Here is a 14,119-nt window from a genome sequence, read left to right on the forward strand (position 1 = left end):
TTTTGGCCGGTGTCATCCAGGACGCCTTTGTCCAGGACAACGGAAGTGTTGTTTGACGCTCGCCGTGCACAGCGAACCTCGGCGAAGCTTTAAGCAACGGCTATGCCAATCGGCGCGATGCCGTGCGTATGGAGTTCGTCGATCCTTGCGAACCTCCGACGGAAGTGGGATTGCTCACATTTCACGCGAAGCAAACAAGGCCACGCGAACGACCTGCGCAAGCGCCGGGGGTGCACCACTTCGCGCGTACATTCGCGTTACAGCACGCCAATGGTGCGACGATGCACGGGAAACCGGCATTCGATAATGTCGCGAGGCTCACGGCGATACTTTGGGCTGGCGCTGTCAAATTAGCGGAGAGTTCGGCGAGCCGTCACGCGAGACCGAACAACTCGCGATGAAGTGGACTGCTCGCCGAATGAAGCGTAAGACGCACTACTGCAACCCGCCGATCAGCCGCGCGAGAAATGCATCGCACGCGTCGAGCTGCGCGAGCGCGACGTATTCGTCCCGCTTGTGCGCGACGTCGAGGAGACGCTCGGTGCGCGGCTGTGCGCGCTCCATATCTATCGCGCCCGCAAGCGCACCATCAACCGGGCAGCTTCGCTGTATGAGGTTGCCAGTCGGCCTGCAGCAGCTGGGCGCGCGCGTAGACTTTCTCCATCTCCGCACGCAGCGGCGCGACGGATTCATCCGCGAGGTCGAACTCCGCGCCCAGCGCATGGTAAGCGGCGTTGATCTCCCGCAGCAGCGCGCCTTCATCGACACACGTGAGTCGTCCGTTGCGCATGACTGCCTCGCCCGCAACAAACACGCTGTCGATAGCGGCGCCGCGCTCGGCATACACCAGTTGCCGCACCGGATCGGTGAGCGGCGTGAAGCTGATCGCGTCAGTCCGGTAAGCGACCAGGTCGGCGCTATAACCCGGCTTGATTACACCGAGCTTGCTGCCTAGTCCGAGCGCCGTCGCGCCGCCAATTGTCCCCGCATGCAGCGCTTCAGCCGCGGACAACCAGCGCGAATAATCGTCGCCGCGTATCTTCGACACCGCTGCGGCGCTGCCAAGCACGTTGAGCATATTGGTGGTGACCGTCGACGCGCAGCCGTCGGAGCCGAGACTCACGTTGACACCCGCATCGAGCAGCGCTCGCACTGGTTGAATGCCCGAGCCGAGCATGAGATTGCTCCATGGATTGTGCTGAACGCTCGCACCCGATTGAGCCAGACTGGCGATCTCAGCATCCGACAACCAGACCGCGTGGATCAGCGACGTGCCTGGCCGCAGAAATTCCAGTTCGGCAAGGCGCATCACCATGGACTTGCCGTAGAAGGCTTGCGCCGTTGCCACCTGCAAGCGCGTTTCCTGAACGTGGATGATGACCGGCAGATCATGCGTGTCGGCGAATTCGCGGCAACGCGCGAGAAATTCTGGCGTGCAGCGCTGCGGTGCGGAAGGGGCGATCAGCATGCCCACCCGATCATGCTGGGGATGGCGATGCGCCAACTCGCTTTCCAGCAGCGCGAAGAACGCATCGGGAGAGGGCCGCGGCTGCGCACGTAGTTGCGCAAGCAGCGCGGGCGGGAAAATGCTGTCGACCTCCGGGAAGTTATCAACGATCGCGCGATCCATCATCGAGAACCCCACGAGCGCGCGAATCCCCGCGTCCTCGTATGCCTGGAAGATGGCGTCGACGGCGGCGGGGTCAATGGCCTGACCGAGGCTCACGTCGTCGACCAGTGTGGTTGCGCCGCTGCGCAGCGATTCGAGCGCGCCGATCAACGTTCGCAAATAGATTTGGCGCGGCGTCAGCTTCACGGGGCGCGGCGCGCGCACGTAGTGCATCCACAACTCGAGCGGCAGGTTTTCGAGCCGTCCCTTGTGAAAATGCTCGTGCGAATGTTGATGGCCGTTGATGAGCCCCGGCACCAGCAGGCAGTCGTCGAGCGGTATGCATTCGCCGTCGGTCGCGCTGCCGCCCGGCACGATAGCGGCGATGCGCTCGCCTTCGATCACGACGTCGACGCGTCGCGGCTCATAACGCTGTTCGGTGCCGTGTAGTGCCCTGACGTTGGAGAGTATCTTGCGCACGGTTTCTGAGTGATCAAAGGAAGGGGTTGACTGCGACGGCTAGCGAAACTGCCGCGACAAGCCGGCGAGCCGCTCCATCAGCAGCATGGAAATCAAGGTGGCGATGATCAGCACACCCGAGGCCGCGGCCGCCCGCACGTCGAGGCTGTCCTCGATGATATGCCACAGGTGGATGGGCAACACTTCAGATCGCGCGTCCGACAGGAACAGCGACAGCGCGACGTTATCGAACGAGTTCATGAACGCAATGAACGCCCCCGACGCAATGCCTGGCACCAACGCCGGCAGTACGACGCGGCGGAACGTGAACCAGCCGCCAGCGCCGAGGCATGTCGAGCTGTCGAGCAGCGCGGGATCGAGCTGCGCATAACTGGCCGACGTCGTGTAAAGCACATACGGTGCGCACAGCACGATATGTCCGGCGAGCAGACTGTAGAACGAGAGCCCCGCGCTTTCGAGGTTGAACAGGATCAGGATACCCAACCCCAGTGCCAGCGACGGAATGGTCAGCGGCGCCATGAAAAACGAATCGAGCAGTCGCGCAGAGAACGTGCGGCGGCGCGCGAGCGTCACCGCGGCGGCGACCGCCAGCACGGTCGCGCAGGCGGTCGCGGCGGCAGCGAGCCTCAGGCTCAACAGCAGGTCGTCGATGATCTCCGGCGAATCGAAGATCAGCGCCTGATACCAGCGCAATGACAGTCCCGGCGGGGGAAACTTCAGCGAGTAGCCCGACGTGAGCGACGTCACCAGTACGATCAGCGTGGGCCCGATCAGCATCAACAGCCCGATGCCGCCCATCAGGCCCATCACCGCATTGAAAGACAGGCGACCCGGCTGAGTGCGGCGCGCCGGCATGACGCCGGGCGCGGCAAGCGTGGAATTAGCCATGGACAAACCCTCTGGTCTTGCGGCCGAAATAGTTGAGCAAGGTCACCATGAGCAGCACGCTCACCAGCAGAATCACGGCAAGCGTCGCCGCAAACGGATAGTTCTGCGTCTGGATGGCCTGTTCGTAGATGTAGAACGGCATGTACATCAGCTGGCCGCCGCCCACCAGGGTTTGAACCACGAACGCACTGACCGCGCCGGTAAACACCAGCAAGGTTCCGCTGAGCAGACCCGGCATCGCAAGCGGCACGGTGATCTTCCACCAGGTGCGCCAGCTGCTGGCGCCCAGCGCATGCGACGCCTCGGGCAGGCGCGTGTCGAGCGACGTGAGCGAGGTGACGAGCGGCAACACCATCAACGGCAATTCGATCTGCGCAAGCGAGAGGATCACCGCCAGCGGCGTGTACAGGAGCTTGACCGGTTGGCCCGTATACCCGAGCGCCACCAGCAGCGCGTTGACCAGTCCTTCATTGCCGAGAATGACGACCCACGCAAACGTGCGCACCACCGAACTGGTCAGAAGCGGCAGCAGGATCAGCACGATCAGCACACGCCGCCAGCGCGGCGGGCTCACCACGTACAGATGCGCGACCGGATAGCCGAGCACGATCGTCACCAGCGTGGTCGCGACCCCAAGCCAGAGTGTTTGCCAGAGGATGCCGCGGTTATAGCTGTCGCCAAAGAAGACCATGTATTGGCGAAAGCCGAAATGCGTCATGGCGGTGTCGTTGTGCAGGCTGATCAGCGCGACGAGCAACAGCGGCACGCCCACAAACGCAATGAAGAACAGACCCAGTGGCAGCACGAGCAGCCAGTCGCGCGGCATCCGGTGATTCGCGTTCATGATGCGTCAGGCCTTGACCAGACGGTTGAACCGGTCGATATATTCAGCGCGGCGCGGATTGATGCGTGCCCAGTCGACCTGCACGAACGACGTCATCTCATTGGCGTTATGAGCGACAGCGGCGAGCGCCGCACCAAACGGCACCTTCGTGTTGGTCGGCGCGACGTAGTAGGGCGCGCTCGTCATCTGCTGCTGCACTTCGACGCTCAACGCGGTGTTGATATACGCCGCGGCGAGATCCGCCGCCTGGGTGTTCTTCACGATATTCATCGTGCTGCGCACCATGCCCCAGTTGCTTTCGGGGCGCGCGAGCGCCACCGGCACGCCCTTGGCCTTCAGCGATTCCACATTGTTGATGTAGTGGCAGGCAATATCCACCTGACCTTGCTGGAACAGCGTGCCGAGTGCGCCCGGATTGGCGGCAACCGCGCCGACGTTCGGCATCAGCCGCTTGATGTAATCGAAGGCCGGGTCCATATGATCCTCGTCGCCGCCCAGCATCTTGGCGAGCGCCACCATCCATACCGTGCCCAAGGTGGAGTCGAGACTCACGAGGCCGACGCGGCCCTTGAATTCCGGCTTGAGCAGATCATTCCAGGATTTCGGCGCGGTCTTCACGCGCTCCGTGTTGTACGCGATGCCATAGACCTGCGCGGACACATAGACGCCCAGACCCTTCGGGTCGACGAAGCGCGCGGGCAGATTCGCCAGGTTCGGCACCCGGGCTGCCGGAATGGGTTCGAACACGCCCTGCGCGACGCCCTGCAGGTAGGGTCCCTCGTCCATCATGACCACGTCGAACGGCGGGTTGTTGCGCGCGGCCACCAGCTTGGTCAGCGTATCGACCGCTTGCGATGCGGTCAGCACGGCGCTCACGCCCGCAGCCTTGCGAAACGCGGGCAACAGTATCTTGCGTTGCGACTCTTCCCATGCACCGGGAAACGTGGTGGCGGCGAGGGATTGGGACGCCGCCATGGCAAGCGGGCTGCCTGGCGACAGGCCGACAGCCCCCGCTGCGCCCATCAGTTGCAGGAGCTTGCGACGTTGGTGATCGATCAGCGACATAGAACCTCTGGATGGATAGTTAAACAGGATGATCCGGCGATAACGAAGCGGGCGGCAGGTTGGACCAGGACGATCGTGACCGTGCGCTAAACACCTGCGGTATGGGGTTGCGCCGCCTTGAACGTGCGCACTCGCGCACCCGGCTTGAAATCGAGCGCGACGCGCATGCCAGGGCGCAACTCGGCGCCCTCTGCGCGCGGCACGGAAATCTTCACGGTCTGTCCGGCATCGGTCTGCAGATCGACCACCAGCGTGGGACCGATAGGCATCGCCAATTGCACCGTTGCCAGCAGCTGACGCGCGCTGGCGCCGGGCTGCGGCAACTGCCACGCCCATTGCTCGGGGCGAACCGCCAGTAGCGCCGCGCCGGCGTCGCGCCACGGGCCGGGCTGGGCAACGGTCAGCACGGCGCCGTCGTCGAAGGTTGCCAGGCACTGGTTGCCGTGCACGCGCAAGGTGACCGGCAGCAGATTCGCCGTGCCGACGAAGGTGGCGACGAAGGGGGTTGCGGGCCGATCGTAGATCGCGACCGCCGGGTCGTATTGTTCGAGCCGCCCGCGATTGAGCACCGCGACCCGGTCGGCCATGCTCATGGCCTCTTCCTGATCGTGCGTCACCATCACGGTCGTGATGTTCAGTTCGCGCTGCAGACGGCGGATTTCGATCTGCATATCGAGCCGCAGGTTTTTGTCCAGCGCCGCAAAAGGTTCGTCGAGCAGCAGGATGCGCGGCTCGACGGCAAGCGTACGCGCCAGCGCGACGCGTTGCTGTTGACCGCCCGACAACTCGCGCGGATAGCGTTTCGCCAATGCTTCCATGCGCACCATCTCCAGCATCTGCATGGCCTTCTGAGCAGCATCCCGACGCGCGACGCCATTGGCTTCGAGACCGTAGGCGACGTTGGCGGCGACCGTCATGTGCGGAAACAGCGCGTAGTTCTGGAAGACAATGCCCACGCCGCGCTGGCGTGGCGCGAGGCCGTCCACGCGTTGCCCGCCGATATGCACTTCGCCCTCGGACTGCACCTGCAGACCGGCAAGGATGCGCAACAGGGTGCTCTTGCCGCAGCCCGATGGGCCGAGCAACGCAACCAGTTCGCCTGCGGCAATTTCAAGCGTCACGTCTTCGATCACCGGCACGGCGGCGAAACGATGCCGGATGCCACGCATCTGCACGGCGGCGCCGGCTTGCGAGGTGCGTGCTGGCGAAGCTGCAAGATGGGCGCCCGCTGCGCCTTGCTTCGGCTGTGAAACGACAGTGTGCGGGGTGCTCATGCGCTGGCCCTTTTCCATAGTTGCGTGGCGGCGTGCTTTCCAGCCGCGATGACGGCATCGGCGTCGCAACGCGTGGGGGCACCGCCGTCCACCACGATCTCTCCATCCACGACGACCATCTCGACATCACGCCCAAGTCCCGTGTGCACCAGCGTGCCCAACGGATTGGGGTGCGGAGTCAGATGCGCGCGCTGGAAATCGAATACGGCGAGGTCGGCGAGCCAGCCTGACTTGAGGCAGCCGAGTTCGTCGCCAAGCCCCATGGCGTGCGCGCCGTTGTGCGTCGCCATGGTGAGCGCATCGGTGGGTTGCCAGTCCGCGGCGACTTCGCCCAACTGGATGCGCGCGATGGCCAGCGCCCAGCGCATGACCTCGGTCATATCCGCGTGCATGTTGTCGGTGCCCAATGCAATGCGCGCGCCGGCCGCGCGCAGACGCGGCGTGGGCGCCATCGTGCCGCCCGTCGCGTTGCCCTTGGGGATGTGCGCCACCGTGATGCCGGCCCGTCCGACGCGTGCGATGTCGTCGTCGTCCAGATACAGACAGTGCGCAGCCACGAGCCTTTCATTGAGCAGCCCGACCTCGTCTAGCAACTGCGCGGGGCTCTTGCCCGAACGCTTCTTCACCACGTCGACTTCGGTGCCGCTTTGCGCAAGGTGAGTCGTCACGCCGAGGTCATGCGTACGTGCCGCCTCGGCGATCAGCCGCAGAAAGTCGTCGGAGCAGGTGTCGGGCGCATGAACGGCGAGTTGGACGCCTGTGCGCCCGTTGCGCTTGCGATGCCAGCGCCCGGCCAGCGCCAGTGCGTCGTTGAGCGTGCGCTCGCCGGTCGCGGCATGGTATTCCCAGCGTCCGTCCGCGACGCCGGAGAAATCGACGTCGTGCAGGCGGCCGCATGAATACACCCGCAGGCCGAGGTCGGCCATGGCATCCATGGTCAGATCGGCGTGGACGTAGCTGTCGTTGATCAGCGTCGAGCCGAACAGCATCGCTTCGAGTGCGCCGAGACGCGCCAGCGCGATCGCTTCGTCTGGGCGCACGTCATGGCCGTGGGGAATCCCTGGCGTGTAGGCGGGCGCGAAGCCCAGGTCTTCGGCGACGCCGCGCACCATTGTCAGAATGGCGTGGGTATGGACGTTCACGTAGCCGGGCACGATGACGCGTCCGGCAAGCCGGCGCGTGGTCCGCGTGCGTGTCCGCACCGGCAGATCCTGCGCGTAGCCGACAAAGGCGAGCCGGTTGCCGCGAATGCCGATGGCCGCGTCGTGCAACAGCGGTTGAGCCGGGTCCATCGTCACGACGGTGGCGCCCAGTAGCAACAGGTCAAGGTCAAGCTCGATAGGTGGGGCAGTCATCAGCCAGGTGGTCCGGTTCAGTTCAGGTGTGCAGGTGCTGCAGGAAACGCCGCGTGCGCTCTTCGCGCGGACGGCCGAAGACGTCGCCGGGCGTGCCTTGTTCGACGATGGCGCCGGCGTCCATGAAGACCACCCGATGCGCGACGTTGCGCGCGAAGCTCATTTCGTGCGTCACGACCATCATCGTCATACGGGCCGCGACGAGATCGCGCATCACGTCGAGCACTTCGTTGACGAGTTCCGGGTCGAGCGCCGAGGTCGGCTCGTCGAACAGGATCACCTGCGGCTCCATCGCGAGTGCGCGGGCAATCGCCACGCGTTGCTGCTGGCCGCCCGAGAGTTGCGCGGGCCGCTTGTCGGCATGCTGCGCGAGGTGGACTTTTTCCAGGGCAACTTGCGCGCGAGCGCGGGCCGCGTCACGCGAGAGTCCCAGCACGCGCTGCGGGCCGGCGGCGACGTTATCCAGTGCACTCAGATGCGCGAACAGGTTGAAGCGCTGAAACACGAAGCCGAAGCGGCTGCGCTGCCGCGCCAGTTCGGCTTCGGGCAGCGCGCGGCCTTGCTCCGACAAGCCGATACGCTGGCCGCCAAGGCGGATCGTGCCGCCGTCCGGTCTTTCCAGGAAGTTGAGACAGCGCAGGAGCGTGGTCTTGCCCGAACCCGACGGCCCGATCAGCACCACGGTTTCGCCGTGCCCGACCTCCAGTGAGACGCAGGGCAGGATGACCTTGTCGCCGAAGCGCTTGTGCAGCCCTTCTATGGACAGCAGCGTTGCAGCCCCGCCTTCATGCGCGCGCGCGGTGGCGTCCATAGCGGACGCCGCGGGCCGGTCAGAGACGGTAACGATGGAAGACATGCGGGAACCCGAGCTCATGAAGTCAGTATTGCGGCAGTCGCCGCTCGAGGTAGCGCGACAGCCACGCCAGCGCCGAGATCAATGCGTAGTAGTAGAGGGCGATCAGCAGGAAAATCTCGAACGGCGAAAAATACGTTGCGATGATTTCCTGACCGGCGTGCGTGAGCTCATACACGGAGATCGCGGACAGCAGCGCCGAACCCTTGATCAGCGAGATCAGTTCGTTGGTGAGCGGCGGCAGGATGCGCCGCCACGCTTGCGGAAAGAGCACGTGCAGAACGATCTGGCCGTGACGCATTCCGATCGATTGCGCGGCTTCAGTCTGGCCGCGATCGATCGACTGCATGCTGGCGCGCACGATCTCGCAGATGAAGCCGCCCGCGTTCAGACTGAGCGCGATGACGCCGGCCCAGTACTCGTCGAAGTTGATGCCGATGACGGGCAGCGCGAAATAGACGAGAAAGATCTGCACGAGCAGCGGTGTGCCGCGCACGAAATCTACATACGCCAGTACGGCGATGCGAACCGCCCTGAAGCGGCTGAGCGCACCGAAACCCAGCGCGAAGCCGAGCACGATGCCAATCGCGATGGCCGCGAGGCAAACCTTCAGCGTGGCGAGCAGGCCGACCGCGAGGATCGGCAACGCCATGACGATAATGCTCCAGTCCATGGACGCCGCGCTCTCAGGACAGCACCGGAATCGCATCCGGCAAGTTCATGTCGAAACCAAACCATTTCTGCTGCAGCGTACGCAACGTGCCGTCTGTTCTGAACTTGCGCAATTGCTGGTCAATAAAGCCGATCAGCGCGGTGTCATCCGTACGTGCTGCGATGCCCGCCCAGTTATCCGCGCCGATGCCCTTGACGATCGCGTATCTGCCCGGCGCATTCTTCAGAACGAGCGAAAGCGTCGGCAATGTGTTGAGCACGCCGTCCACTTTGCCTTCTGCCAGCGCGATATAGGCGGCTGGATGGTCGTCGAAGGTTTTCACTCCCTTGAAACCCGCCCCGCCCGCTGCTTTCAATTGCGCATCGAGCTTCGGTTCGAGTATCTGACCCGGCGAGCCGAGCTTGAGTCCGAGCACCTTGCCGTTCATGCTGTTGAGGCTCGCGACGCTCTTCAGATCCGCCGCGCGAATCAGCAGCGCCTGCGAGGCCTCGACGTAAGGCACGGAGAAGTCCACGTGTTTCTCGCGTTCGGCCGTGTAGCTCAGACTGCTCATCACCAGATCGAACTTCTTCGTGTAGAGCGACGGAATCACGCCCGACCAGACCGTGTCGATGAACTGCGCCTTGACGCCGAGATTGCGGCAAAACGCGTTGGCGAGATCCACGTCGTAGCCGATCATCGCGCCGCTCGCGTCGCGATACGTCAGCGGCGGATAGGTCGCTTCGCAGCCGATGCGCAGCACGCCGGCCTTCTTGATGTCGTCAAGCGTGAGCCCGGTGGCCATCGCAAAGCGGGGCAGGCCAATCGACACCATGGTTGCAGCCGCGCCAGCACGCCGGAGGAATTGGCGACGCGAAAATCGTTCGAACATCAGGCTCTCCAGAGAAAATCACAGTACGCAGGTTATAAAGACAGCGTGTAAAGCGGCGCGGAAGGTGCCGAATGCGCTGCACGTTCCGCGCGAGCCCGCCAAGCCATTCCTGCTTGCGATAGACGGCTGGCAAGGCAAAGCGAGGTAGCTCCCGGTGCGCGTCAATGCGTGGGTTCAACGGCCGAAGCGGTTGCGCCAGTTGCGGGCGCAAGAATTTCCTCGTCGTCGAACTGGGCCAGCGCCTGTTCGGACAGTGCGATCCGGGTCACCCGGAAGCGGCCGAAATGCGCACTGACGTCGGGCAGGCCCGCGAGCATCGTCGAAGTGACCGGCTCGAGAACCGTGTTGGAAGACGAGGTCAACATGCCAATCAGAGTGCGTTGCGTCATGATTTTCCATATCAAGGGGAGCTTCTGGCGGACCACGCCGGAAAAGGCTGCCTGAGGGATTCTCCTGATGCAAACTTTGTGCCAACATAAATCTGCGTATTTGTACGCAATACAAACGAGATTGTATGCAATGTTGGATGCGCGTTCGATAGCGGAGGCGCCTGCTTCCTGAGCACCTTCTCTGGAACGAACCTCAATGAATCGTGGCGGAAAATACGATAAGTACGCGGGCAGGAAGATGGTGCGAGCGCGCACCAAAATTGAATCATTGGCACCAAATGAGGGTTGTTGCGGGGGCCAAAATGCTCCGCAAAAAGAGGTCTCAAAGTTGTCAGACCCGACAAGCACCATTGAATGGTTGCATACAAAAAATTGCGATTTCCTCCGGTGTAAAATGGTTTCGATGCGCACGCTCAATCGAATTTTTGTGTACAAAAACGCGCGTGATTGGTCTATCATCGATTCATTTCCCCAGTTGCGAGAAACCCTTTGAGCCGAGCCTCCTCCATGCCTGCCAGTAAGGTTGCCGCGCCCAGGGCGCCGTTTACGAACGAGGAAATCTACGGCCGCATCCAGAAGGCGGTGCTTGAACATCGCCTTGCACCCGGGACAAAATTGATTGAGGAGCGGCTCGCGGAAGTCTCGGGCGTGAGCCGGACCAAGATTCGCGAAGTGCTCAACAAGCTTGCCCATGAGGGGCTGGTCGAGCTGGTGCCGAATCGCGGAGCCTTTATCGCCAGCCCGAGCGTCCAGCAGGCGCGAGACGTATTTGTCACGCGGCGCATGATCGAGCCGGAAATGGCCAGACTGTTGAGCCGTACCGCAACGTCGGCGCAAGTGCGTGCGTTACGCAAGCACGTGCGGCAGGAAGGCGACGCGCGCAAGCAGAATGACCGGCCCGCCATCATCCGGCTGTCAGGCGAGTTTCATGTGCTTATCGCGGAGATGATCGGCAACGAAATCCTCTTGCGGATGATGCGAGAACTCGCGCCGTTGACGTGCCTCGTCATCACGCTTTACGACAAGCCCAACGCGCCGGCGTGCCCGCATCACGAGCACAGCGATCTGATCGATGCAATCGAAGCGCATGACGAAGCAAAGGCTGCGGCGAGCATGCTGGAACACCTGCAACATATCGAAGCGACACTGAACTTCGACGTGGTGAAAGACGCGTCGCCGGATATTGAAGCGATCTTCTCCTGAGATAGCCCGGCCTCACTCTGTTGTTTTTGCCTGGCGCAGTGCATCTGCCACCGCCGTATTGCGCTGTGCGATAGCCATTTGCAGCGCGGTGCCGCCGCGCGCATCCAGATGGTTCGTGTTGGCGCCGTGCGCCGCCTGGCGCCCATTCGACGTGAATAGCCTACGGCCGGGTGTTCGGTTTGGCTGCGCTTAGCTTGTCGAAGTCTTGAGCGGAAATGCCGCGTCCTTTGTAGAGGAACGCCGTCAAGTCCCAGATCGTCTGCTCGTCTTGCGTTTTGCCGAACGCGGGCATCGCGGTCATTTTCACGCCGTTTTTGATCACCCAAAACATCATCTGAGGATTGTTGCGGCGTGTTGCGCTTAGCAATTCCGGCGCCATCGGAAGGATGCCCTGGCCAATTGGGCTCAGCGTTTGCCCCGGTGCGCCGTGACACGCCGCGCAGGTGCTCCGATAGAGACGGGCGCCGGCTTCGACGTTGGCGACGGTCATCAGGTCGGTCGGCACATGGATACCGGCCGCATGGCGGTGCAGAGACTGAATGTAGGTCTTGTGCAGCGCCCAGGCGACAAATGGGTTGTGTCCGGATGCCGCCGACACATCGTACAGGCCCGAATACATAACGCCGAATCCGGCCGCCGCGGCCGCGACAATGACTGCAACGAAAGCGCTGAGCGTGGGATGACGGACAAGAAAAGAGGAGCCTTTAGCTATGCTCATGTTTGATCACCTGTTGGAAGCGATATAACTGTCGGTTTGAATCTTGAAGGAGATGCACGCAAACAAGGTGGCCATCAATTCTCGAACAACGGATATGCCGTGAAACAAGCAGCAGTTTCAGGCCGGGCAGTTCGCCTGCACGTGCAGGGACTGGCATGCGACGGGCGTCCAGGACGACGTTCGCACGCCTGTTCGAGGTGTCCCTGTTCCGGATTCAGTCGGGCGAGTACTCGCACAACCGCCGGTGGAAAGCGCGACGAGAACGATCGCAAGGCAAAGCGGGCATTCATGAGAATCCAGATATTCGGCGAGAGTCGTCGTCTGCGACAAGGAGGCCCGGCGATACCGGATGCCTCTTTAAGCGGGACGTAAACGTTCGTGCGATCAAGGTGCACACGCGCGCTCCGTCCGCGATTGCGATCGACTCGGGCGACTGAACCTGAACGCGCCTTGCTGGCGTTGAGACAGTGCGGTCATTATGGGATCCGGTAAATGACGGCACTCTTGCTCGCTGATTACAGATTCGTCATTGACCGGTGGCGAGCAGACATTCGGCAGCGCTCGTTATTGGACAAAACGCGCCGTGGCCCGGTATTGCATGACGTTGGCGCACGTCAAGGCCGCCGTTACCTGTCCTGTGATTGCGTCGAACCGTATCAATACGCCCGATGGAGCTGAAAGGATTCTTGCAGTGGGCTCGGCCGATCTCGTATCCATGGCGCGACCACTGCTAGCCGATCCAGACTTCGCACAGAAGTCGCGCCTTGGTCGGCCGGGAGAGATTAATACCTGTATCGCTTGCAACCAGGCGTGCCTCGACGGGATCTTCACTGATCGTTCCGCTACTTGTCTTGTCAATCCGCGAGCCGGACGCGAGATCGAGTTTGTCCCGAGTCCGATTACGAGAAGGACGAAGCTTGCCGTTATCGGCGGCGGTCCAGCCGGAATGGCGTTTGCAATCAATGCGAGCGGGCGGGGGCACTATGTTTCACTATTCGAATCGGCGGCGTCGCTTGGCGGACAGCTGAACCTCGCACGTGCGGTTCCGGGAAGGAGCGAATTCAACGAGATGCTCAGATATTTTCGTACGCGTCTGGCAACGTTTGGTGTCGACGTTCGCCTTGGCGCGGATGTGATGCCATCCGACTTCAGAGGCGGAGGGTTTGACGAGATTGTGGTTGCAACTGGCGTGCGACCGCGCACACCGGACATTGAAGGTGCGGACCATCCGAAGGTGCTGTCTTACATCGATGTGCTCGGTGGTAGCAGTTCGGTCGGCAATAGCGTAGCGATCATTGGCGCAGGTGGAGTCGGGTTCGATGTCGCTGAGTTTCTCGTCGGCAATGCACACGGGTCCTCACAGACCCGGACGAGCCTGAGAAGATTCTGCGTAAGATTCGCCTTCGTACCAGACCTTCTTGTTCGTCATGCCTGTCTCCTCTTCAGATTCGGCGTTCGCAAGTCGCCCTGTTTCTCTAGTCTGCCGGCCATTCTCGGCATTGATCTTGGCGGCACCGTCGAAGCGGTGGGTTCCGGAGTGACGGATTTCGTGCCCGGCGACGAGGTGTACGGCATGGCCGGCGGCGTCGGCGGACTGCAGGGCACGCTCGCGGAATATGCGGCAGTCGACGCAGACCTTCTGGCGGCAAAACCGGCGAACCTTTCGATGCGGGAGGCGGCTGCGCTCCCATCCGTGGTCATCACCGCGTGGGAGGGTCTGGTTGATCGTATGGCCGTTGGTGCAGGAGATACTGTTCTGGTCCAGGGTGGTGCCGGCGGCGTCGGCCATGTTGCGGTCCAGTTCGCGCGCGCTTTCGGTGCAGAGGTTTTCGCGACCGGATCGGCGCATAGCCGCGCGGTCATCGAGCGCTTGGGCGCGACCTTCATCGAGCGGACT

The 14,119-nt window shown here is 62.6% G+C and carries 13 protein-coding genes and 1 pseudogene; 2 read left to right on the forward strand and 12 right to left on the reverse strand.

The window, feature by feature from the left end; all coding sequences use genetic code 11:
* Nucleotides 1-435 precede the first annotated feature (435 nt).
* The 11 genes and pseudogenes from ACZ9H4_RS26225 to ACZ9H4_RS26275 all read right to left on the reverse strand — a co-directional run.
* Nucleotides 436-564 (reverse strand): hypothetical protein, encoded by a 129-nt coding sequence (locus ACZ9H4_RS26225; RefSeq protein WP_408152324.1) that lies wholly within the window; start codon nucleotides 562-564, stop codon nucleotides 436-438.
* A gap of 25 nt (nucleotides 565-589) precedes the next feature.
* Nucleotides 590-2,089: an amidohydrolase family protein gene (locus tag ACZ9H4_RS26230; RefSeq protein WP_408152325.1), complete on the reverse strand. Its 1,500-nt coding sequence runs from the start codon at nucleotides 2,087-2,089 to the stop codon at nucleotides 590-592.
* 39 nt (nucleotides 2,090-2,128) lie between these two features.
* Complete coding sequence (locus ACZ9H4_RS26235; protein WP_408323346.1) at nucleotides 2,129-2,977, reverse strand: ABC transporter permease; 849 nt, start codon at nucleotides 2,975-2,977, stop codon at nucleotides 2,129-2,131.
* Nucleotides 2,970-3,821: an ABC transporter permease gene (locus tag ACZ9H4_RS26240; RefSeq protein ID WP_476121589.1), complete on the reverse strand. Its 852-nt coding sequence runs from the start codon at nucleotides 3,819-3,821 to the stop codon at nucleotides 2,970-2,972. The genes ACZ9H4_RS26235 and ACZ9H4_RS26240 overlap by 8 nt, the downstream gene beginning before the upstream one ends.
* Before the next feature lie 6 nt (nucleotides 3,822-3,827).
* Nucleotides 3,828-4,886: an ABC transporter substrate-binding protein gene (locus ACZ9H4_RS26245; protein WP_476121591.1), complete on the reverse strand. Its 1,059-nt coding sequence runs from the start codon at nucleotides 4,884-4,886 to the stop codon at nucleotides 3,828-3,830.
* 86 nt (nucleotides 4,887-4,972) lie between these two features.
* The gene (locus ACZ9H4_RS26250; protein ID WP_408152329.1) at nucleotides 4,973-6,160 is read right to left on the reverse strand and encodes an ABC transporter ATP-binding protein; all 1,188 of its coding nucleotides are present in this window, start codon (nucleotides 6,158-6,160) and stop codon (nucleotides 4,973-4,975) included.
* Nucleotides 6,157-7,515, reverse strand: a complete 1,359-nt coding sequence (locus ACZ9H4_RS26255) for an amidohydrolase family protein (protein WP_476121594.1) — start codon at nucleotides 7,513-7,515, stop codon at nucleotides 6,157-6,159. Before ACZ9H4_RS26255 ends, ACZ9H4_RS26250 begins: the two co-directional genes overlap by 4 nt.
* 22 nt (nucleotides 7,516-7,537) lie before the next feature.
* Entirely contained in the window at nucleotides 7,538-8,371 is an 834-nt protein-coding gene (locus ACZ9H4_RS26260; protein ID WP_408152331.1) for an amino acid ABC transporter ATP-binding protein, read from the reverse strand.
* Nucleotides 8,372-8,393: 22 nt separating this feature from the next.
* Nucleotides 8,394-9,041 carry an amino acid ABC transporter permease gene (locus tag ACZ9H4_RS26265; protein WP_408152332.1) on the reverse strand — a complete coding sequence of 216 codons (648 nt, stop codon included), beginning with the start codon at nucleotides 9,039-9,041 and terminating at the stop codon, nucleotides 8,394-8,396.
* Between the two features lie 13 nt (nucleotides 9,042-9,054).
* Nucleotides 9,055-9,912 carry a transporter substrate-binding domain-containing protein gene (locus ACZ9H4_RS26270; RefSeq protein ID WP_408152333.1) on the reverse strand — a complete coding sequence of 286 codons (858 nt, stop codon included), beginning with the start codon at nucleotides 9,910-9,912 and terminating at the stop codon, nucleotides 9,055-9,057.
* 200 nt (nucleotides 9,913-10,112) lie between these two features.
* Nucleotides 10,113-10,301: pseudogene (locus ACZ9H4_RS26275) on the reverse strand (maleate cis-trans isomerase family protein); the annotation flags it as partial.
* A 507-nt stretch (nucleotides 10,302-10,808) separates the two neighbouring features.
* Here ACZ9H4_RS26275 and ACZ9H4_RS26280 point away from each other — a divergent pair.
* Nucleotides 10,809-11,504 (forward strand): GntR family transcriptional regulator, encoded by a 696-nt coding sequence (locus ACZ9H4_RS26280; protein ID WP_408152334.1) that lies wholly within the window; start codon nucleotides 10,809-10,811, stop codon nucleotides 11,502-11,504.
* Between the two features lie 160 nt (nucleotides 11,505-11,664).
* On the opposite strand, the gene ACZ9H4_RS26285 is transcribed toward ACZ9H4_RS26280, so the two are convergent.
* Nucleotides 11,665-12,222: a c-type cytochrome gene (locus tag ACZ9H4_RS26285; RefSeq protein WP_408147325.1), complete on the reverse strand. Its 558-nt coding sequence runs from the start codon at nucleotides 12,220-12,222 to the stop codon at nucleotides 11,665-11,667.
* Between the two features lie 529 nt (nucleotides 12,223-12,751).
* Here ACZ9H4_RS26285 and ACZ9H4_RS26290 point away from each other — a divergent pair.
* On the forward strand, nucleotides 12,752-14,119 hold a 1,368-nt coding region (locus ACZ9H4_RS26290), incomplete at its 3' end, for an FAD-dependent oxidoreductase (protein ID WP_476121597.1).

This window comes from Paraburkholderia sp. TE9906 (assembly GCF_056279605.1).

Bases quoted from the DNA above. Each gene is read 5' to 3' on its own strand.
- ACZ9H4_RS26225 (WP_408152324.1), bottom strand. From the start codon at position 564: ATGGAGCGCGCACAGCCGCGCACCGAGCGTCTCCTCGACGTCGCGCAC.
- ACZ9H4_RS26240 (WP_476121589.1), bottom strand. From the start codon at position 3,821: ATGAACGCGAATCACCGGATGCCGCGCGACTGGCTGCTCGTGCTGCCA.
- ACZ9H4_RS26280 (WP_408152334.1), top strand. From the start codon at position 10,809: ATGCCTGCCAGTAAGGTTGCCGCGCCCAGGGCGCCGTTTACGAACGAG.
- ACZ9H4_RS26245 (WP_476121591.1), bottom strand. From the start codon at position 4,886: ATGTCGCTGATCGATCACCAACGTCGCAAGCTCCTGCAACTGATGGGC.
- ACZ9H4_RS26250 (WP_408152329.1), bottom strand. From the start codon at position 6,160: ATGAGCACCCCGCACACTGTCGTTTCACAGCCGAAGCAAGGCGCAGCG.
- ACZ9H4_RS26260 (WP_408152331.1), bottom strand. From the start codon at position 8,371: ATGTCTTCCATCGTTACCGTCTCTGACCGGCCCGCGGCGTCCGCTATG.
- ACZ9H4_RS26270 (WP_408152333.1), bottom strand. From the start codon at position 9,912: ATGTTCGAACGATTTTCGCGTCGCCAATTCCTCCGGCGTGCTGGCGCG.
- ACZ9H4_RS26285 (WP_408147325.1), bottom strand. From the start codon at position 12,222: ATGAGCATAGCTAAAGGCTCCTCTTTTCTTGTCCGTCATCCCACGCTC.
- ACZ9H4_RS26265 (WP_408152332.1), bottom strand. From the start codon at position 9,041: ATGGACTGGAGCATTATCGTCATGGCGTTGCCGATCCTCGCGGTCGGC.
- ACZ9H4_RS26235 (WP_408323346.1), bottom strand. From the start codon at position 2,977: ATGGCTAATTCCACGCTTGCCGCGCCCGGCGTCATGCCGGCGCGCCGC.
- ACZ9H4_RS26255 (WP_476121594.1), bottom strand. From the start codon at position 7,515: ATGACTGCCCCACCTATCGAGCTTGACCTTGACCTGTTGCTACTGGGC.